This window comes from Tabrizicola sp., from assembly GCF_022842145.1.
Classification (GTDB): Bacteria; Pseudomonadota; Alphaproteobacteria; order Rhodobacterales; family Rhodobacteraceae; genus Tabrizicola.
Map to the genome: position 1 here is coordinate 72,301 of NZ_JALHQD010000001.1, position 19,682 is coordinate 91,982.

The 19,682-nt window shown below is 66.0% G+C and carries 19 protein-coding genes; 8 read left to right on the forward strand and 11 right to left on the reverse strand.

The window, feature by feature from the left end; all coding sequences use genetic code 11:
• Positions 1-28: 28 nt before the first annotated feature.
• The 7 genes from Q0C42_RS00380 to Q0C42_RS00410 form a co-directional block, all read right to left on the reverse strand.
• The gene (locus tag Q0C42_RS00380) at positions 29-1,180 is read right to left on the reverse strand and encodes a hypothetical protein (protein ID WP_295070385.1); all 1,152 of its coding nucleotides are present in this window, start codon (positions 1,178-1,180) and stop codon (positions 29-31) included.
• A gap of 6 nt (positions 1,181-1,186) precedes the next feature.
• Positions 1,187-1,822 carry a phosphoribosylanthranilate isomerase gene (locus Q0C42_RS00385; protein ID WP_295070387.1) on the reverse strand — a complete coding sequence of 212 codons (636 nt, stop codon included), beginning with the start codon at positions 1,820-1,822 and terminating at the stop codon, positions 1,187-1,189.
• A 1-nt stretch (position 1,823) separates the two neighbouring features.
• Positions 1,824-2,177: a LapA family protein gene (locus Q0C42_RS00390; RefSeq protein WP_295070390.1), complete on the reverse strand. Its 354-nt coding sequence runs from the start codon at positions 2,175-2,177 to the stop codon at positions 1,824-1,826.
• A gap of 70 nt (positions 2,178-2,247) precedes the next feature.
• The gene (gene ihfB, locus Q0C42_RS00395) at positions 2,248-2,529 is read right to left on the reverse strand and encodes an integration host factor subunit beta (RefSeq protein WP_294983597.1); all 282 of its coding nucleotides are present in this window, start codon (positions 2,527-2,529) and stop codon (positions 2,248-2,250) included.
• A gap of 177 nt (positions 2,530-2,706) precedes the next feature.
• Positions 2,707-4,386, reverse strand: coding sequence for a 30S ribosomal protein S1 (gene rpsA, locus Q0C42_RS00400; protein ID WP_295070393.1), 1,680 nt, complete (start codon positions 4,384-4,386; stop codon positions 2,707-2,709).
• Positions 4,387-4,559: 173 nt separating this feature from the next.
• Positions 4,560-5,417 carry a YihY/virulence factor BrkB family protein gene (locus Q0C42_RS00405; protein WP_295070395.1) on the reverse strand — a complete coding sequence of 286 codons (858 nt, stop codon included), beginning with the start codon at positions 5,415-5,417 and terminating at the stop codon, positions 4,560-4,562.
• A 38-nt stretch (positions 5,418-5,455) separates the two neighbouring features.
• On the reverse strand, positions 5,456-6,046 hold the full coding sequence (locus tag Q0C42_RS00410; RefSeq protein WP_295070399.1) for a d(CMP) kinase: 591 nt from the start codon (positions 6,044-6,046) through the stop codon (positions 5,456-5,458).
• On the opposite strand from Q0C42_RS00410, the gene Q0C42_RS00415 reads away from it, so the two are divergent.
• On the forward strand, positions 6,036-6,278 hold the full coding sequence (locus Q0C42_RS00415; RefSeq protein WP_295070402.1) for a hypothetical protein: 243 nt from the start codon (positions 6,036-6,038) through the stop codon (positions 6,276-6,278). The genes Q0C42_RS00410 and Q0C42_RS00415 overlap by 11 nt on opposite strands.
• Before the next feature lie 104 nt (positions 6,279-6,382).
• Entirely contained in the window at positions 6,383-6,589 is a 207-nt protein-coding gene (locus Q0C42_RS00420; protein WP_295070405.1) for a cold-shock protein, read from the forward strand.
• A 37-nt stretch (positions 6,590-6,626) separates the two neighbouring features.
• Here Q0C42_RS00420 and Q0C42_RS00425 read toward each other — a convergent pair whose 3' ends face one another.
• On the reverse strand, positions 6,627-7,058 hold the full coding sequence (locus tag Q0C42_RS00425; protein WP_295070408.1) for a hypothetical protein: 432 nt from the start codon (positions 7,056-7,058) through the stop codon (positions 6,627-6,629).
• Between the two features lie 261 nt (positions 7,059-7,319).
• On the opposite strand from Q0C42_RS00425, the gene Q0C42_RS00430 reads away from it, so the two are divergent.
• Positions 7,320-8,066: a class II aldolase and adducin N-terminal domain-containing protein gene (locus tag Q0C42_RS00430; RefSeq protein WP_295070410.1), complete on the forward strand. Its 747-nt coding sequence runs from the start codon at positions 7,320-7,322 to the stop codon at positions 8,064-8,066.
• On the opposite strand, the gene Q0C42_RS00435 is transcribed toward Q0C42_RS00430, so the two are convergent.
• Complete coding sequence (locus tag Q0C42_RS00435) at positions 8,063-11,638, reverse strand: hydantoinase B/oxoprolinase family protein (protein WP_295070413.1); 3,576 nt, start codon at positions 11,636-11,638, stop codon at positions 8,063-8,065. The genes Q0C42_RS00430 and Q0C42_RS00435 overlap by 4 nt on opposite strands.
• An 87-nt stretch (positions 11,639-11,725) precedes the next feature.
• On the opposite strand from Q0C42_RS00435, the gene Q0C42_RS00440 reads away from it, so the two are divergent.
• The 3 genes from Q0C42_RS00440 (at position 11,726) to Q0C42_RS00450 (ending at position 15,017) form a co-directional block, all read left to right on the forward strand.
• Positions 11,726-12,874: a Xaa-Pro peptidase family protein gene (locus tag Q0C42_RS00440; protein ID WP_295070416.1), complete on the forward strand. Its 1,149-nt coding sequence runs from the start codon at positions 11,726-11,728 to the stop codon at positions 12,872-12,874.
• Between the two features lie 86 nt (positions 12,875-12,960).
• Positions 12,961-13,410 carry a thiol-disulfide oxidoreductase DCC family protein gene (locus tag Q0C42_RS00445; protein WP_295070419.1) on the forward strand — a complete coding sequence of 150 codons (450 nt, stop codon included), beginning with the start codon at positions 12,961-12,963 and terminating at the stop codon, positions 13,408-13,410.
• Positions 13,407-15,017, forward strand: a complete 1,611-nt coding sequence (locus Q0C42_RS00450) for an SDR family oxidoreductase (protein WP_295070422.1) — start codon at positions 13,407-13,409, stop codon at positions 15,015-15,017. Before Q0C42_RS00445 ends, Q0C42_RS00450 begins: the two co-directional genes overlap by 4 nt.
• An 11-nt stretch (positions 15,018-15,028) precedes the next feature.
• Here Q0C42_RS00450 and Q0C42_RS00455 read toward each other — a convergent pair whose 3' ends face one another.
• Positions 15,029-15,727, reverse strand: coding sequence for an arylesterase (locus tag Q0C42_RS00455; RefSeq protein ID WP_295070425.1), 699 nt, complete (start codon positions 15,725-15,727; stop codon positions 15,029-15,031).
• On the opposite strand from Q0C42_RS00455, the gene Q0C42_RS00460 reads away from it, so the two are divergent.
• Together Q0C42_RS00460 and Q0C42_RS00465 are read left to right on the forward strand one after the other, a co-directional pair.
• Positions 15,726-16,421, forward strand: a complete 696-nt coding sequence (locus Q0C42_RS00460; protein WP_295070427.1) for an ABC transporter ATP-binding protein — start codon at positions 15,726-15,728, stop codon at positions 16,419-16,421. The two genes, Q0C42_RS00455 and Q0C42_RS00460, sit on opposite strands and share 2 nt — an antisense overlap.
• On the forward strand, positions 16,418-18,931 hold the full coding sequence (locus Q0C42_RS00465; RefSeq protein ID WP_295070430.1) for an FtsX-like permease family protein: 2,514 nt from the start codon (positions 16,418-16,420) through the stop codon (positions 18,929-18,931). The genes Q0C42_RS00460 and Q0C42_RS00465 overlap by 4 nt, the downstream gene beginning before the upstream one ends.
• Here the strand turns inward: Q0C42_RS00465 and Q0C42_RS00470 are convergent.
• Positions 18,928-19,650, reverse strand: coding sequence for a class I SAM-dependent methyltransferase (locus Q0C42_RS00470; protein WP_295070433.1), 723 nt, complete (start codon positions 19,648-19,650; stop codon positions 18,928-18,930). The genes Q0C42_RS00465 and Q0C42_RS00470 overlap by 4 nt on opposite strands.
• Positions 19,651-19,682: the final 32 nt, after the last annotated feature.

A 19,682-nucleotide genomic window follows, 5' to 3' on the forward strand; every position in this document is an offset into this window, starting at 1 on the left:
GCGCCCCAGCAAGGCTTGGGAAAGGGCCTCACTGCACCGCATCTGCAACGGGCCGGAAGGTCCGGGCGATGGTCAGGTAGCCCAGCCCGCAGGCAAGGACGCCGATGGCGAGCGGCAGGTGGTAGTCGAAGCCCATATACAAGAGCGCCGCCGCCGCCAGGCAGGACAGGCAGGTGCCAAGGTCCCAGCCGCCTTCCGCCACGATGTGGAAGCGCAGCGGACAGGGCGACTGCCGCGCCAGATTGTAGACCCGCGCGTTGAACGCCGTCGCATAAAGCGGCCAGGCCAGGGCCGCCGCCGCATTGGCCGCCACCGCCAGCATCGGAACCGGCCAGCCGAAAAGCCGCGCAACCGCCGCCACGGTCAGGGCGGCAAAGCCGATCTGCACCGCGCCAAGTCCGCGTCCAAGGTCGATCGCCCGGCCCAGAAGCAACCCCCCGACCGCGCCGGCAAGGCCGCTCAGCGCCATAGCGCCGCCGAAGGCCGCGTAGCTGGACCCCAGCGTCAGGAACAGCGCGATCAGCCAGGTGAAGTGGAAAGACCCGCTGCGCAGGCCGTCCGCGAAAAGGATTGTCCGCGCCGCATTCCGCGCCTCGCTCGGCATCTCGGCCCGGTCGGCCACCGCCGGGTCGGGGCCAAGCAGAACTGGCACGATTGAAAGCGCCATCGCCGCGGCAACGGTGCCGAAGGCGACAATCGGGGAAAAGGCGGTCAAAAGCAGCCCGGTCACCAGGGGGGCCAGTATCCCCATGCTGATGCCGATCAGTTCGATGGCGCTGGTCTGCTTGCCGCGCGTGTGGTTATCGCCCATCAGCGCGACGTAAGAATGGTAGGTCGTCCAATAGAGGCTGCTGCTCAGCGCCCAAAGCGCCAGATATCCGAAGAGAAGCCAGCCGGTCCCGGTGATCTGGGACAGGATCGGGTAGGTCGCGGCTTCGGCCAGGATCGCCACCACCAGCGCCCGGCGCAGGCCGACCTTCCGCACCAGCGGCAGCACCAGCTGGCGAAAGATCATCCGACTGCCGAACATCGCTCCGATGGCCAGAAGGACCAGCGGGGCCGGGATTCCCGCTTTGAGGAGGTAGACAAAGGCAAAAGCTTCGCCACCATAGGAGGCAAAGGCCTGCAAGCCGGCATGGACATAGACCAGGTTGAAACTGCGGTTGGAGAAGTAGCTCACAATGGGTCAGCCTGCCGCCGCGACGAAGGCGGCAATCTTCGCCGCATCCTTCAGGCCCGGGGCACTTTCAACACCGCTCGCGACATCGACCTGCCGCGCGCCGGTCAGCCGCACCGCCTGCGCCACATTGTCCGGGGTCAGGCCACCCGCCAGCATCCAGGGCTTCAGCCACTTGCGTCCGACCAGAAGCCGCCAGTCGAAGGTCAGCCCGTTGCCGCCCGGCAGCACCGCGCCCGTGGGCGCCTTGGCGTCGACCAGGATCTGGTCGGACACCAGCTGATAATCCAGCAGGCTCTCCAGGTCTGCCTCGGACGCCACGCCAATCACCTTCATCACCGGCAAGCCATAACGCGCCTTTACTTCCGCCACGCGGGCGGGCGTCTCGTGGCCGTGCAGTTGAAGCATGTCCAGCGGCACCTCGGCCGTGATGGCGTCCAGAAGCGCGTTGTCGGCATCAACCACCAGCGCGACCTTGCACAGGCCTTCGGGAGCATCCAACGCCAGCATCCGTGCCTCGGCGGGTGTCACATAGCGAGGAGACTTCGGAAAGAAGTTGAACCCGGCATAAGCCGCACCCGCTGCGGCCACAGCCGCGACATCGGCCGCGGTGCGCAGCCCGCAGATCTTGACCCTGACGTCCATCTCAGCGCTTTTCCAAAAGCGCCAGAACATCATCCTTCGGCGGGACCGAGGTCGCATCCTTCAGGACGGCCAGCTCCCGCTCCAGCCGCACGACTTCGCGCGATTTCTGGCTGGCGGTGGCGCGGTGGCCATGCTCGCGGAACCATTCCCAGACAAAGCCGATCAGCACGCCCGCGATGATCCCCGCGAAGATGATAAGAAACAGCGGCAGTTCCATCGCCCAGGTAAGGCCGGTCAGGGCGGCCAGGTCCTCGGGCAGCAGGCGCACCGGAACAACGGCCCGATTGGCAAGGGCTACGGTCAGCAGGAACAGACCCAGCAGGGCCAAAAGGATCAATCTGAGGTAGCGGATCATCTGGTTCGGTGCCCCCGGGCTTCCAAACCAATATCGGCCCGTTCCGGGCCGGGCGCAAGACGATGCGGGGTTACTTGCCGTTCAACCGGTCGCGGAGAAGCTTGCCGGTCTTGAAGAACGGAACCTTCTTGTCATCGACCTTCACCGCCTCGCCGGTGCGGGGATTGCGTCCGACACGCGCATCCCGCGCCTTCACCGAGAAGGCGCCAAACCCGCGAAGCTCCACCCGGTCGCCCTTGGCAAGCGCCTCGATGATTTCCTCGAAGACAGTGTTCACGATCCGCTCGACATGACGCTGGGTCAAATGCGGGTTCTCATCCGCGATCTTCTGGATCAGTTCCGAACGGATCATGCGCAGTCCCCCCTGTGGTTCAGTCGCTGGCAGGCGACCGCCACGCTGTTGTATTCGCGAGACTATAGCTGAGGGATTTGAATTCAAGCAAACAAAAACGGGGACTTGGCGCACATGAAAAGGCCCCGCTTGTGGCGGGGCCTTCCAGTTCAATCAGAGGCTGAAGCCGGGAAAGCCCTAGCTGCGGTCCTTCAGGGCCGCGCCAAGGATGTCGCCCAGCGACGCGCCCGAATCGGACGAGCCATACTGTTCGACCGCTTCCTTCTCTTCCGCGATCTCGCGTGCCTTGATCGACAGGCCCAGCTTGCGGGTCTTCGGATCGATGTTGGTTACACGAACGTCGATGTGGTCGCCCACCTGGAAGCGCTCGGGACGCTGGTCGGCACGGTCGCGCGACAGGTCCGAACGGCGGATGAAGGACTTCTGGCTGTTGTACTCGACCTCGACCCCGCCCTCTTCGATCGCGGTCACGGTGACGGTGATGATCGCCCCCCGCTTCACGCCATCAACGGCATCGGTGAAGGTGTCGTCGCCCAGAGCCTTGATCGAGAGCGAGATACGCTCTTTCTCGACGTCGACTTCGGTGACGGCGGCCTGGACCGTGTCGCCCTTGCGGTAGTTCTGGATCGCTTCTTCGCCGCGCTGGTCCCAGGACAGGTCCGAAAGGTGGACCATGCCGTCGATGTCGTTGTCGAGGCCGACGAACAGACCGAACTCGGTGATGTTCTTGACTTCGCCTTCGATCGACGAGCCCACGGGATGCGTTTCCGCAAAGACTTCCCACGGGTTGCGCTGCGTCTGCTTCAGGCCCAGCGAAACGCGACGCTTGGCGCTGTCGATTTCCAGCACCATGACGTCCACTTCTTGCGAGGTGGAGACGATCTTGCCGGGGTGCACGTTCTTCTTCGTCCAGGACATTTCCGAGACGTGAACCAGACCTTCGACACCAGCTTCCAGCTCCACGAAGGCGCCGTAATCGGTGATGTTGGTGACGCGGCCTTTGTGGACCGTGCCGATGGCGTACATCTTCTCGACGGCATCCCACGGATCGGACTGGAGCTGCTTCATGCCCAGGCTGATACGGTGGGTTTCCTTGTTGATCTTGATGACCTGCACTTTGACAGTCTCACCAATGGCAAGGATTTCCGACGGGTGGTTGACGCGGCGCCAGGCCATGTCGGTGACGTGCAAGAGGCCGTCCACACCGCCCAGGTCCACGAACGCACCGTATTCGGTGATGTTCTTGACCACGCCGTCGACGACTTGACCTTCGGTCAGGTTGCCGATGACTTCGGCGCGCTGTTCGGCGCGGCTTTCTTCCAGGATCGCACGGCGCGAGACAACGATGTTGCCGCGACGACGGTCCATCTTCAGGATCTGGAACGGTTGCTTCATGCCCATCAGCGGGCCAGCGTCACGCACCGGGCGGACGTCAACCTGGCTGCCGGGAAGGAACGCCACAGCGCCACCAAGGTCGACCGTAAAGCCACCCTTGACGCGACCGAAGATCGCGCCTTCGACGCGGAGTTCCGAGGCGTAGGCTTTTTCCAGACGGTCCCAGGCTTCCTCGCGGCGGGCCTTTTCACGGCTGATCTGGGCTTCGCCACGAGCGTTCTCGACGCGGTCCAGATAGACTTCGACGGTGTCGCCAACGTTGATGTTGGGCTGCTCACCGGGGTTCGCGAATTCTTTGAGGTCGATGCGGCCTTCCATCTTGTAGCCGACATCGATGATGGCCTGGCCCGCTTCGATCGCGATGACCCGGCCTTTGACGACAGTGCCCTCTTCGGGGGTGTCGATCTCGAAGCTTTCCTTCAACAGGGCTTCGAAGTCTTCCATGGTTGCTTTAGCGCACATATAGATCAGTTTCCTTTTCACGTGTTTTCACAGGCCATGCGGTTGGCTCCGCCGGTCTTGCCCCGAACGAAAAAACGCAGCCGTCCGGAAAACCGGCGGGCAGCGAGTCCTTTCAGGATGTGGGGCCTATAATCCCAACGCCCGCACGAGGCAAGGAAAACCGGGTTGCAGCCCTATACCGCCGGCACCGAACCGCCCCGCCGGACGCTGCGCCGGTCCAGTTCGGCGTTGATTTCCGCGCCGATCAGCACCATCACGGTCGAAAGCCAGATCCACAGCATCAGCACCACCACCGCAGCAAGCGAGCCATAGGTCTCGTCGTAGCTGCCGAAGTTGCTGACATACCACCCCAGCCCCGCCGAAGCCGCGATCAGCCCGACGGCGGCGACCACCGCGCCCGGAGTGATCCAGGCCCACACGGGTTCGGGCCAGTCCGGTCCCCAGTAGTAGATTGCCGCCAGCACCGCCAGAAGCAGCGCCAGGATGACGGGCCACCGCAGCGCGAGGATCAGATCCTCGCCCACCGGTCCCAGCTGGTCGACAAGGAAGGGAAGCGCCGCCACCAGCACACCCAGAACGATCACAATGCCGATCCCCGCCAGCGTGAACGCCAGCGAGACCAGGTTCAGCCGGACAAAGCCCCGCGTTTCCTTGACGTCGTAGGCGATACCCAAAGCCTCGATCAGCGCCTTGGTCCCGCCGTTGGCGGACCACAGCGCGATCAGCAGCGAGATCAGCACCGTCAGCGACAACGTGTCATTCGCCGTGCCCGAGATCCGCTCGGCCTGCGCGGTGATCAGGGTCGCGGCCTCTTCCGGCATCATGCTGGTGATGGGGGCCAGAAGACCCGGGACCTCGGCCGGCGACAGCACCAGACCAAACACCGAGATCAGCGCCGTGATCGCGGGTACGACGGCCAGAATCGCATAGAAGGTCACGCCAGCCGCGACGGCCAGCACGCGGTCGCGGTCGATCTCGTCCTTGAGATCGCGCAGAAAGTCCCAAAAGTCGGAGAGGGATCGGATTGGCATTTGGCAGGCTCCTTTCAAGGGAAACCCGCAAAAGCCGCTCAAGTTCCGGATAGTCGCGCGGCAACAATGGCGACCGCGGCCGCAACCGCCTCGTCGATCCCCAGATCGGAGGTGTCGATCAGCACCGCATCCGCCGCTGGCCTGAGCGGAGCATCCGCCCGCCCCATGTCGCGGGCGTCACGTTCCCGCACCTCGGCCAGAACGCGCGCCGCGTCGCCGCCCAGTTCCAGCCAGCGGCGATGCGCGCGAACTTCGGGGCTGGCGGTGACATAAAGCTTCACCTCGGCCTCGGGGCAGATCACCGTGCCGATGTCACGCCCGTCCAGGACGGCCCCGCCCTCGCTGCGGGCAAACCGGCGCTGGAACGCAACCAGGGCAGCCCGCACCTCCGGCACCGCCGCCACCCGGCTGGCCGCCTGTCCCGCTTCCAGGCTGCGCAGATCGTCGCGGCACAGATCCTCGGGCGTCAGGTGCTGCGCTGCCTCGACCGGATCACCGCCCTTCACCGCAACAGCGCGGTACAAAAGCCCGGTATCAAGGTGCGGAAAGCCGAAACGATCGGCGACCGCGCGCGAGATCGTGCCTTTTCCCGCCGCCGCCGGCCCGTCGATTGCCACCGTGAAGATCATCATCTGGTCCTTGCGTCCCCATCCGGATGCCAGAAGCCGGACTATTTGGAAACGTCCGAAGCGTGAAGTGCTTTCTGCAAATGGCGCAAAAACGGGCACGCTGCGGCATCCATCGGCTCGGCTTTCCAAGCCGTTGAAAAGGTTTGTCTGCAGTCTGCCGACACCGCACATTTTCCATGATTTCCGCTTGGAATCGCAAGGCAACCTGCCTATCTTCACCGTGCGACGTTAACTTCTCGACCACTGTCTCCGACCATCGGCCACAGCAATCGACCACAAGCTGACGGGGCCAAGCCGCCGCATCCCGCGGGCGGGACGACAAGAGGAGACTTCACGATGGCCAAAGGCACCGTGAAATGGTTCAACGAGACCAAGGGTTTTGGTTTCATCGCCCCCGAGGGTGGCAAGAAGGACGTGTTCGTCCACATCACCGCGCTTGAGCGTGCCGGCCTCCGCGGTCTGAAGGACGGCCAGGCCGTGACCTTCGACATCGAAGCTGGTCGTGACGGCCGCGAAAGCGCGACCAACCTGGCGCTGGCATAAGGCATTCGGGGGCGGTTCGCCGCCCCCTACTTTCCGTTCAGTTCATCGTCAGTGCGGCCCGGTCGCGCAGGACATGGTCAAAGCCGATGCGAAAGCTTGCGTCCGACACATCGTCGGGCAGGCAGACCGCCGTGCGGCGTCCCAGGGGATAGGCCGGAACCTCGAATTCGCTGCTGACCAGCATCACACGCATCTTGGCGGCACCGGCGATCAATGCCGCAATCGCCTGCTCGGCCCCGGCGACCCCGCCGAACCCGTCGCAATCCATCACGAACAGATCATAGCCGAACGGGTCTTCCAGGATCACGGCAAGCGCCTCGTCCAGGTCGTCGGCCACGTCCACCACGCTGCCGAAGTCGGCAAGACGCCGCGCCGTGGAGCCCTCCGCCTGATCGCTCAGAAGCATGACACGCACACCCAGGGTGTGCGTCTGAACCGGCTGGCGGTTGGTCTGAATGAAAGTCTGCACGCGCACTCCTCCACTACCTTCTGCCAATCTCGCTGAACAATGCGGAGAGCATTCGCCGGAATAAAGGAAACTTGCAGGTAAAACTACCGATCTGCGCCACATTCAAGCCAAGGTTGCTGGCTTTTGACCAGCAGCCCGCACTAAGGTTGCAAGACTCACTTCCTTTTGTCGCCGACATACCCATTGGGAAGTTGTTAACCTATTCTGGGCGGAATTGCAGCCCTTCGATGGGTGATGCCTGATTCGCGGGAAGGTCTCTGTATGAATCATCACACGAACCTGGCTTTTCTCGACCTCCGCCAGGACCTTGCGGCCGCCTTTCGCTGGACCGCGCGTCTTGGGCTGCACGAGGCTGTGGCGAACCACTTCTCGCTTGCGGTGAACCCCGAGGGCACCCGTTTCCTCATCAATCCGAACGGCCGCCATTTCAGCCGGATCACCGCATCCTCGCTGATCGAGATCGACGCAAACGATCCCTCCACCATGTCCCGTCCCGACGCGCCGGACCCCACCGCCTGGGGCCTGCATGGCAGCATTCACCGGGCCTGTCCGCACGCAGCCTGCGTCATGCATGTGCATTCCGTTCATGCCACCGTTCTTGCCAGCCTCGCCGACTCCCAGCTGCCAGCAATCGACCAGAACACCGCAATGTTCCACAACCGGCAGGTCGTGGACGAACATTATGGCGGCATGGCCTTTGGGGATGAGGGCGCGCGCTGTGCAGCCCTTTTGGCCGATCCGAAGATCACCACGATGATCATGGGCAATCACGGCGTCCTTGTCATCGGTCGCACCGTGGCCGAGACATTCAACCGCCTCTACTACTTCGAACGCGCAGCCGAGACCTATATCCGCGCGCTGCAAACCGGTCGCCCGCTGCGGTTCCTGCCCGAGGCCGTGGCCGAAAAGACCGCCCGGGAATGGGAGGCCTACCCCGGTTTCGCCGAAGCCCACCTGCGCGAGCTTCGCGCGATCCTCGACGACCAAGACCCGGGCTACACCGACTAGGCCCGGCCCCAACCTCCGCCACCCGGCGTCCGCATCTCGAAGATCGCGGATTCGGGCAAGTCACGCTCGGCATTGCCGCCCAGGTGTTCGATCCGGCCGTCTGGCCAGTGCACAATGTTCTCGCCCACGGCCCCAGGCTGGCCGCCGTCGCCGCCGAACGGACCAATCGTCCGGCTGCCGCACAGCGTCGTCACCGTGACCGGTGCCAGAAACCGCAACTTCCTCACCGCGCCATCGCCGCCGCGCCACTGTCCTTCGCCCCCGGAACCCCGACGGATCCCGAACTCCTCCAGCCGGACCGGGAACCGCTTTTCCAGCACCTCCGGGTCGGTCATCCGCGTGTTGGTCATATGGCTTTGCACCGCGTCACAGCCGTCGAACCCCGATCCCGCCCCCGTGCCGCCCGCGATGGTCTCGTAATTCTGGAAGCGGTCATTGCCCCAGATGAAGTTGTTCATCGTGCCCTGTGCCGCCGCAACGACCCCCAAGGCACCGTAAAGCGCATTGCAGGCAGACTGGCTGACCTCGGTGTTTCCGGCGATCACCGCGGCGGGGGCAACCGGATTTAGCAGCGTTCCCTCGGGCACGATGATGGTCAACGGTCGCAGGCAACCCTCGTTCAGCGGGATCGCCTTGCCGACCAGTGTGCGGAAGACATAAAGCACGACAGCCCGCGTCACGGCCTGCGGCGCGTTGTAGTTGCCCCTGTGCTGCGGGCTGGAGCCGGTGAAATCGATCACCGCCGACCGCGTCCCATGATCGACCGACACAGTTACCTGAATCTTCGTTCCGATATCCATCGGATATGTGAACGATCCATCATGCAAATGATCGATGACCGCCCGCACGCATTCCTCGGCATTGCGCTGGACATGCCCCATGTAGGCCGAAACCACATCTGCCCCATGCATGGCCACCACGCGCAGCAACTCTCTCCGCCCGGTCTCGTTCGCTGCGATCTGCGCTTTCAGGTCCGCCATGTTCTGATCGATCGACCGGCATGGCCATCGCCCCGAAGCCAGCAGAGCCCGCGTCTCCGCCTCGCGCAGCGTTTCCCGGACCACCAGCGGAAAGAGGTCGATGACCACGCCTTCCTCCTCGATCGTCGTGCTGTCCGGTGGCGCCGAACCGGGTGTCCGTCCGCCGATATCCGCGTGATGCCCCCGCGAGCCCAGCCAGAATGCCGCCTGCCCGGCCACGAAGACCGGGGTGATCACCGTCACATCCGGCAGATGCGTTCCCCCGTTCCAGGGCGCATTCAGCATCCAGGCATCGCCCTCCTGCGCCGCCCCGCCCACCGCCGCGATCACGGTCTTCACCGCATGGGACATCGATCCCAGATGCACCGGGACATGCGGCGCATTTGCCACCAGATCGCCCTGCGCATCGAATATGGCACAGGAAAAGTCCAGCCTTTCCTTGATGTTGACCGACCATGCCGTGTTTGCGAGCGTTGCGCCCATCTGGTCCGCGACGGACATGAACAGGTTGTTGAACACCTCCAGCAGCACCGGATCGGCCTTCGTCCCCGCAGCCGCAGGCCGTACCATCGCCTCGACGCGCCGCAGGATCAGGTTCCCCTGTCCGTCGACCGTGGCCTCCCAGCCCGGTTCGACCACCGTCGTCGCCGTCGCCTCCGAGATCACGGCCGGCCCCGCAATCCGTGTGGCCATTCCGCAAGCTTCGCGCCGGTAAAGCGGGACGTCCTGCCACTGCCCGGCCACCCAGACCGTCACCATTTCCTCCGGCCCGCCCGCATCCCGGCCAGGCGCCAGGTATGGCAACTCCGCGCCACCGCCCTCGGCTTCGACGGCCAGCATCTCGAACAACACCGCCCGTTCCGGCGAGGTAAACCCGAAGCGCGCCTGATGCGCCAATACGAACGCCTGTTCCATTTCGGCGACGGTCCCGAACGGCACTGGCAGGGACTGGTGCTGACCCTCGTACCGCAGATGCGCCGTGCGGGTCACCTGCGGTGCCGTTATGCCCTGCACGACCAAGGCATTCACCGTCTCGGAGGCAAGCGTTTCGATCCGTCCGCTCGCCTCGTCCACGGCCGACAGCGGCGCGTCGAACTGCGCCTCCCGCAGCTCTCGCAGCTGTGCAAGCCCCATGCCAAAGGCGGAAAGCACCCCTGCGAAGGGATGGATGAAAACGGCTTTCATCCCCAGCGCGTCCGCAACCCCGCAAGCGTGCTGCCCGCCTGCGCCACCGAAACACTGCAGCGCATAGGACATCACATCGTGCCCGCGCTGAACACTTATCTTCTTGATTGCATTCGCCATGTTGTCGATGGCGATCCGCAGGAAGCCCTCGGCGATCACCGCAGGAGGGTCCAGCCGCCCCGTCACGACCGCCACCTGACGTGCCAGGTCGGCGAACTTCTCCCGCACCACATCCGCGTCCAGTGGCAAGTTTCCCTCCGGCCCGAACACCGCCGGGAAATGGTCCGGCGAAAGCCGCCCCAGCATCACGTTGCAGTCCGTGATCGTCAGCGGCCCGCCCCGGCGATAGCTTGCAGGTCCGGGGTTCGCCCCCGCGCTTTCCGGGCCGACCTGGAAGCGGCCATCGCGGAAGGAACAGATCGACCCACCTCCCGCCGCCACGGTGTGGATATCCATCATCGGCGCCCGCATCCGGATGCCAGCCACCTCGGTCTCGAACGATCGTTCATATACGCCCGCATAATGACTGACATCGGTCGAGGTCCCGCCCATGTCGAAGCCGATCAACCGGTCGAAGCCCGCCGCCTCGCCGGTTCGGACCATGCCGACGATGCCCCCCGCAGGGCCGGACAGGATCGCGTCCTTGCCCTGGAAGCGCCCCGCCTCGGTCAAACCGCCGTTGGACTGCATGAACAGCAGTCGCCCCGTCGCGCGGCCGATATCCAGGGCCCCCTCCACCTGCGCCACATAGCGCCGCAGGATCGGAGAGAGATAGGCATCCACCACCGTCGTATCGCCGCGCGGCACCAGCTTTGCCAATCTGGAGACCTGATGCGACAGGGAAATCTGGCGAAAGCCCGCAGCCCGCGCCATGTCCCCGACCCGCAACTCATGAGCCGGGTTCACATGCCCATGCATCAACGCAACGGCCACCGCGCCAATCCCGTCCGTCCGCGCCTTGGCCAAAGCGGCAGCAATCGCCGCCTCGTCCAAGGGCCGCACTTCGGCGCCCTCGGCGTCCAACCGCCCGGGAATTTCGAACACCTGTTCATATAGCAGGTCCGGCCGCCGGATGTTCAAATCGAAAAGCGCCGGCCGCGCCTGGGTTCCGATCCGCAGAAGGTCGCCGAAACCTTCGGTGATCAGCAGGGCAACCCGCTCTCCCTTCCGCTCCAGCAAGGCGTTGGTGGCGACGGTCGTTCCCATCTTCACGGCCGCGATGGCTTGGTCCGGAATGGGCTCTCCTGCCTGCAGACCAAGGCAATCCCGAATGCCCTGCACGGCTGCATCCGGATAACGCTCGGGGTTGTCGGACAAGAGCTTCACCGTCGTCAGCCGCCCATCCGGCGCCCGTCCGACCACATCCGTGAAGGTACCGCCGCGGTCGATCCAGAATTCCCAAGCCATGCGTGCCTCCATCCGGGCAATTCGTGGCCCGGCGCACGGGAAGATGCAACACTTGACCTGCAACGGAGGAGCGGCTTTCCTGACCGGATGCCACTGCACTTCACCCCGGCAGAATATGCCGCCCGCCAGGCGAAAGCCCGCACTGCCCTGCAGTCCCTGGGCCTTGATGCGCTTCTGATGTTCGCGCCCGAAAGCCACTTCTGGATCTCGGGCTACGATACGTTCGGCTTTGCAATGTTCCAGTGCATGGTCCTGACCGCACGCGGGGATCTGCACCTTCTGACCCGCACGCCCGACTTGCGCCAGGCACAGTTCACCTCGACGCTGACCGCTGACGAAATCCACATCTGGCAGGACGTCGAGGGTGCCACCCCCGCCCGGGACCTGGCACAGCTGCTGACCGACCTCGGCGTCACCGGCCCCGTCGGCTACGAATCCGATACGGTCGGCCTGACGGACCGCACCGGCCGCGCGCTTCACCTCGCCATTCCCGGCCTCATCGACGCGTCAGACCTCATTCGCGGCCTCCGGCGCGTCAAGTCGCCGGCCGAGATCGAGATGCATCGCCGCGCCGCCTCCCTGTCGGACGACGCCCTCGACCAGGCCATCCAGCTTGCCAGACCGGGGGCCTTCGAGGGCGACATCCTGGCGGCCATGCAGGGGGCGGTCTTCAAGGGCGGCGGCGACTATGCCGGGAACGAGTTCATCCTTGGCTCCGGCCCGGGGGCGCTTCTCTGCCGCTACTACTCCGGCCGCCGCCATCTGTCTGCCAACGACCAGCTTACCCTGGAATGGTCCGGCGCCTATGCGCGCTACCATGCCGCGATGATGCGGACCGTCCTCGTGGGCCGGGCTTCGGACCACCACCGCCGGATGCACGCCGCCGCGGTAGAGGCTCTGGAGGCTTGCGAAGCGGCGATCCGGCCCGGCCGCCCGATGGGGGACGTCTACGACGCCCATGCCCGCGTCTTCGACGCCCGCGGGCTGTCACACGCGCGGCTCAGGGCCTGCGGCTATGGCATGGGCGCGGTCTATAACCCGATCTGGGTCGACTTTCCGATGTTCTATCAGGGCAATCCGCTGATCATGCAGGAAGGCCAGGTCTTCTTTTTGCACATGATCCTGATGGACAGTGAGGCCGGCGAAGCGATGACCCTGGGCCATTCCGTCCTGGTGAAATCCGACGGGATCGAGCGGTTGTCACGCCACGGGCTCGGCCTGATCCTGAACGCTTGAAGCTGCTGAAACTTCGTCGGAATTTCACCCTCGCGCGACACGAGGCCACATTGCCCGTGGCGGTGTCCGCGCCTAACCTTCTGCCCATGCGAGACGCCTATTCCTATCGCCGCGACCCCGCTGTTCCGCCGTTCGACGACGGCGCGCCCGTCGCGGTGATGGACGCGGAGTGTGCGATCTGCAGCTGGGGCGCGCGGATGATCCACCGGCTGGACCGCGCCGGGACCACGCGGATCTGCCCGGTCCAGTCGCCTCTCGGTTCGGCACTGCTCCGCCACTACGATCTTGATCCGCAGGACCCCGCCAGCTGGCTTTTCCTGGATCAAGGCGTCGCGCACCAGGACTTCGAAGCCGTGCTCCATGCCGGTCGCCGCTTCGGCGGGTTCGGCCACCTGACCCAGGCCTTGCGGCTGATCCCCCGCCCCTTGCGCGACTGGCTCTACCGCCGCCTTGCCCGAAACCGCTACCGCCTCTTCGGTCGGGCCGACCTTTGCGCGCTGCCGGACCCCGCCTTGCAACGCCGCATCCTGCGATGAAGGTCCTGATCCTTGGCGGAACCGGAGTCTTCGGCTCGCGCCTCGCCCGCCTTCTTGCCCGCGACGGCCACCAGCTCACCATTGCCGCCCGGTCGCTTGCCGCTGCGCAGTCACTTGCGGCCGAGCTGAAGGCCACCGCCCTGCAGATCGACCGCAACGGCGACCTCGCGGGTCTTGTGGGTCACGATGTCATCATCGATGCCGCCGGCCCGTTTCACACCTACGGCGCGGACCCCTACCGCCTGGCCAAGGCAGCCCTCCTGTCCGGGGCGCATTACCTCGACCTTGCCGACAACGCCGCGTTCTGCACCGGGATCACCGCGCTGGACGGTCTGGCCCGGCAGGCCGATCGCGCCGCGATCTCGGGGCTTTCCTCCGTCCCGGCCATCTCCAGCGCCGCCGTCCGCGCCCTTTGCGGATCGGACCAGCCGATCCACATCGACGGCGCGATCCTTCCCGGCAACCAAAGCCCCCGCGGCCTTGCCGTCATGGCCTCGATCATGGCCCAGGCCGGCCCGCCCTTCCCCGTCTACCAGGGCGGTTCGTGGACCACCGCTCCAGGCTGGTCCGACCCGCAGGACTATCCGCTCCCCGGCGGCCTGTCCCGCCAGGGCTGGCGCATCGAGGTTCCGGATACCCGCCTGTTTCCCGCCCATTTCGGTGCCAGGACCGTCGACTTCCGCGCCGGGCTGGAGCTTGGCCTCATGCGCTACGGCCTAGCCGCCTTTGCCGCCCTGCGCCGCCGGGTCCCCTTCCCCGTCACCACTCCCCTCGTCCGCGCCTTCCGGCTGGCAGCCAACCTCCTTGCCCCCTTCGGCACCGGCACCGGCGGCATGTCCGTCGCCGTCACCACCGCCACCCATCGCCACACCTGGACCCTTCTCGCCACCGACGGCGACGGCCCCTTCGTTCCCGCCATTGCCATCCGCGCCCTCCTGCGGCGCCAAATCCTGCCGGTCAAAGCCGCCCCGGCGCTGGAAATCGTGACCCTCGGCGAAATCGAGGCCGCGATGTCAGACCTCTCCATCCGCTGCGACCGCCGGACCACGCCCCTGGACCCGATCTTCCCCCGCGTCCTCGGCCCGGCCTTCGCCACCCTGCCGGAAGCGGTCCGCGCCACCCACCAGACCGCGGGCACCACCCGCTGGACGGGCCGCGCTTCGGTCACCCGAGGCACAGCGGCGTGGAGCCGCCTTATCGCCACCCTCTTCGGCTTTCCGCCCGCCACTCCCGACATCCCGGTTGACGTCACCAAGACCGCCACCGCCAAGGGCGAGACCTGGACCCGCAGCTTCGGACGCAGGTCCTTCCGCTCGCAGTTGCGCGCGACAGCGCAAGGCATGACCGAACGCTTCGGCCCCTTCACGTTCCGGCTTGGGCTGACGGTCCGGGACCAGGCCTTGCACTACCCGGTCGTCGCAGGACGCCTTGGCCCCCTGCCCCTGCCGCGCTGGCTTTTGCCCGTGTCAGAGGCGCGGGAATACGCCATCGATGGCTATTTCCACTTCGATGTCCGGCTATACGCCCCTGTCACCGGGGCGCTGATGGTCCATTACCGCGGGCACCTTCGGCCAAGGCAGCCGGACGATCCGTCCTCCCCACCCTGAGCCGGGCCCCCTCAGGACCCGACGGCAGCCAGCAGGTCCTCGACCTTGGGTCCCAGACCTTCGACAATCAGCTTCACGCCTTCGGGGCTGGGGTGCAGCCCGTCCGCCTGCATGAACTTCGCAAAGGACGCAGGGTCCGCCGGATCGGCCCCGGCCGCGCGCAAACCGCCGAAGAAGTCCTCGGCCAGAAGCGTCCCATACATCGCCGACAGCTCGCCATACATCACGTCGAACGCCTGCTTGTACTCTGGCCCGAAGTTGCCCGGAGCTTTCATAGCCACCAGCAGCACCGGCAGCTTGCGCGCAACGGCTTCCTTCAGGATGCCGTCCAGGTTCGCTCGGGACGAAGCCGGGTCCAGGCCGCGCAACAGGTCATTGCCCCCCAAAGTCACGATCAGCGCATCCGTCTCCGGCCCCAGGGCCCAGCCCACGCGCGCAAGCCCCCCCGCCGTCGTGTCCCCTGACACGCCCGCGTTCTGGACCACGACGTCATGACCCTTGGTCTTCAGCCAGCCCTCCAGCTGCGGGACAAATCCCTGTGACTGGTCCTCCAGCCCGTAGCCCGCCGTCAGGCTGTCGCCCAATGCCACGATCGTGACCGGCTCGGCCATTGCGAAACTTGACAGTGCCAAGACTGCAATTGCAGCATTGCGCATTCGGCGCATCGCGCCATATCCCGTGCAGAGCATCACCCGAAGGACCTTTTGCATGACCGATCCCGTTCTCGCGTTGACCGATGCCCGGCTGACCCTTGCAGGCAATGCCGGCCCGGTCGAGATCCTGCGGGGCATCAGCCTTTCGGTCCACAAGGGCGAAACGGTCGGGCTGGTCGGGCCATCGGGGTCGGGCAAATCATCGCTCCTCATGCTCATGGGCGGGTTGGAGCGTGCCACCGGCGGCAAGGTTCTGGCACTTGGGCAGGACCTGACCGCGATGGACGAAGATGCGCTCGCCCGGTTCCGTCGAGGGAATATGGGGGTTGTGTTTCAATCCTTCCACCTCATTCCGACGATGACCGCGCTCGAGAACGTGGCGTTACCGCTGGAACTCGCCGGCGTGACCGACGCCTTCGCCCGCGCCGAGGCGGAACTGACCGCCGTGGGCCTTGGCTCGCGGATGCAGCACTACCCCAGCCAGATGTCGGGCGGCGAACAGCAGCGCGTGGCCCTTGCCCGCGCCGCCGTGCCGCGCCCCGCGATCCTTTTGGCCGATGAGCCGACCGGCAACCTCGACGGCGTCAACGGCCAGGCGATCATGGACCTCCTCTTTGGCCTGCGTGACCGCCACGGCGCAACGTTGGTCCTTGTCACCCACGCGCCCGAGCTTGCCGCCCGCTGCGACCGGGTGATCCGTCTGGCCGACGGCCTTCTGGCCCCCGAAGCGCACGCCAAGGCCGCCGAATGAGCCTTGCTTTCACCATCGCCCGCCGGGAACTCCGCGGCGGCCTGCGCGGGTTTCGCGTGTTCCTCGCCTGCCTTGCGCTTGGCGTCGCGGCCATCGCGGCCGTCGGAACGCTACGGACCGGCATCCAGCAGGGCCTGACCGACCAGGGTTCCGTCATCCTTGGCGGCGATGCCGAGATGCGCTTCACCTACCGCCAGGCTGATGCGGATGAACTGGCTTACATGGACCGCATCGCCACCCAGGTCTCCGAAGTCTACGACTTTCGCTCGATGGTCCTGGTCGAAGGCGACCAGGCTCTTACCCAGATCAAGGCCGTCGACGATTTCTGGCCGCTGACCGGTGTCGCCCAGCTTGACCCACCGATCCCGGTGGCCGAGGCGCTGGCCGTCACCGGTGGTCTGCCAGGCGCGATCATGGACCCGGTGCTGGTCGAGCGCCTGTCCCTTGCCATCGGCGACAGCTTCCGCCTCGGCACCCAGGAATTCCGCCTGACGGCCGCCCTGACACGCGAACCCGACAGCGCCTCCACCGGCTTCACTCTCGGCCCCCGCACCGTCGTGCACTCCGACGCGCTGGCGAACTCGGGTCTTCTCGCGTCCGGCTCAATGTACGAGACCCGCTACCGGCTGGTCCTGCCAGCCGGTTCGGACTTGCAACTCCTTGAAGAACAGGCCGAAGAAACATTCCGCGACAAGGGTATGCGCTGGACCGACAGCCGCAATGCCGCACCGGGGATCGAAGCCTTCATCGACCGCATCGGCAGCTTCCTTGTCCTCGTCGGCCTCGCGGGCCTCGCGGTGGGCGGCGTCGGCATCTCTGCCGCGATCCGGAGCTACCTCGACGGCAAGACCGAGACGATCGCCACGCTGAAAACCCTCGGGGCCGAAGGCGGCCTGATCTTCCGCAGCTACCTCTGGCAAACGGCCATCCTCTCCGCCCTCGGCATCGCCATCGGCCTTGCCCTCGGCGCGGTTGTCCCCCTTCTCGCCGCCCCCCTGATCGAAGCCTCGCTCCCTTTCCCGGCCGAGATCCGCCTCTCCCCCGGCGCGCTTCTGGAAGCCGCTTTCTACGGCACCCTCTCAGCCCTCATCTTTACGCTCCTCCCCCTTGCCCAGACCGAGCGTATCCGCCCCGCCGCCCTGTATCGCGGCGGCAGCGGCACCCGCAGCTGGCCGCGGAAACGATACCTCGCCGCCCTCGTCCTTGCGTCCATCGCCCTGATCGGCAGCGCCACCTGGCTTTCCGGCATCCCGGAACTGGCCCTCGGCGCGGCCGGCGGCGTCCTTGGCGCCCTCATCATCCTTGCCCTCGCCGCCCTTGGCCTGCGCAAGGCCGCCCGTCGCCTCGCCCGCACCAGCCTCACCCACGGCCGCCCCGCCACCCGCGCCGCCCTTGCCGCCATCGGCGCGCCCAGGTCCGACGCCACCTCGGTCGTCCTCTCCCTCGGCCTCGGCCTCTCCGTCCTTGCCGCCGTGGGCCAGATCGACTGGAACCTCCGCCAGGCCATCGCCACCGACCTGCCCACCCGCGCGCCCGCCTTCTTCTTCGTCGACATCCAGCCCGACCAGCTTGACCCGTTCTTAGCCACCGTCGACGGCAACCCCGCCGTCACGGAAATCGAGACCGCCCCCATGCTGCGCGGCGTCATCACCCAGATCAACGGCAAGCCCGCGCGTGAGGTTGCCGGCGACCACTGGGTCGTGCGCGGCGACCGCGGCATCACCTACGCCGCGACCCCCGGCGAAAAGACCCGCATCACCGCAGGCGAATTCTGGCCCGAGAATTACACCGGCGACCCGCAGATCAGCTTCGCTGCGGAGGAAGCCGAAGAGATCGGCCTTCAGCTGGGCGACACCATGACGGTCAACATCCTTGGCCGCGACCTGACCGCGACCGTGACATCCTTCCGCGAGGTCGACTTTTCCAACGCCGGCATGGGCTTTGTCATGACCCTGAACCCCTCCGCCCTGGCGGGAGCCCCCCACACCCACATCGCCACGGTCTACGCGCCCCCCGAAGCGGAAGCCCAGCTTCTCAAGGACGTCACCAAGACCTGGCCCAACATTACCGCCATCGGCATCCGTGAGGCCGTGGATCGCGTGGCCGAGGCCCTGTCGGCCATCGCCACCGCGACCGCCTGGGCCGCCGCAGGCACCCTCATCACCGGCTTCGTCGTCCTGATCGGCGCCGCCGCCGCAGGCGAACGCGCCCGCATCTACGAATCCGCGATCCTGAAGACCCTTGGAGCCACGCGCGGCAAGATCCTCGCCAGCTTCGCCCTCCGCTCCGCCCTCATGGGGGCCGCCGCAGGCGTGGTCGCCGTCATCGCAGGCGGTATCTCCGGCTGGGCCGTCATGACCTTCGTGATGGATTCGACCTACCGCTTCGAACCCGTCTCGGCCCTCGGCATCGTGATCGGCGGCATCCTCGCCACCCTCCTCGCCGGGCTCTTCTTCGCGCTCCGCCCCCTCAACGCCCGCCCCGCCGGGACACTGCGCGCACAGGACTAGGGCGTCACCGGAACCGGCTCCAGCGCCGCACCCTCAACAGCAGCCGGGCGGAACAGCGGAAACCCCGCATGCCGCTCGGCCCGCGCGCTGACCATCTGGAACGACCCGAAGAACCGCTCGACCCCGAACGCTTCCAGGTCCACCCCGGTAAACTCGGCGACGATCCGGTCATAACTGTCGGCCAGCACCCGGCTTTCCGGGTCCAGGCCGCTGACGCAGACCAGCCCCGTCGACCGGCAATCCAGCACCGTCACCGTCAACTCCGGCCGCCAGCGCTGCAGGATTGGGATCAGCTTCCAGACATCCCCGGTCCAGGACCCCCTCGGCAGATTGCCCAGGTCCCGCGTCGTCATGCCCGGCCCATAAGGCACGCAATCATGCAGCAGGATCACCCCGCCGGGCGCCATCGCCGCCTCGGTGTTGATGAAATCCCGCAAGAGAAACTCGAACAGGTGCATCCCGTCCAGGAAGGCCAGCCCCAACCGGACGCCATTCCGCGCAAGGAACCCCGAGGCGAAGAAATCATCGCTGGTCTGCTGAAACACATGCAGCGCGGGCTTCTTGCCGATGATGTTGATCTCGGCCCGGAAGAACGGGTCCACCGCCACGGTCTTCGACCGGACGGGCGCGAAGCTTTCCCCCGAACGGCAGCCCACTTCCAGATACCAGTCGAACAGGAAAGCCTCATGCAGGCTCCGCAGTAAGCGGTAATAGGGCATGCCAGAGGGTTTGACGAACATAAGTGGTCCCG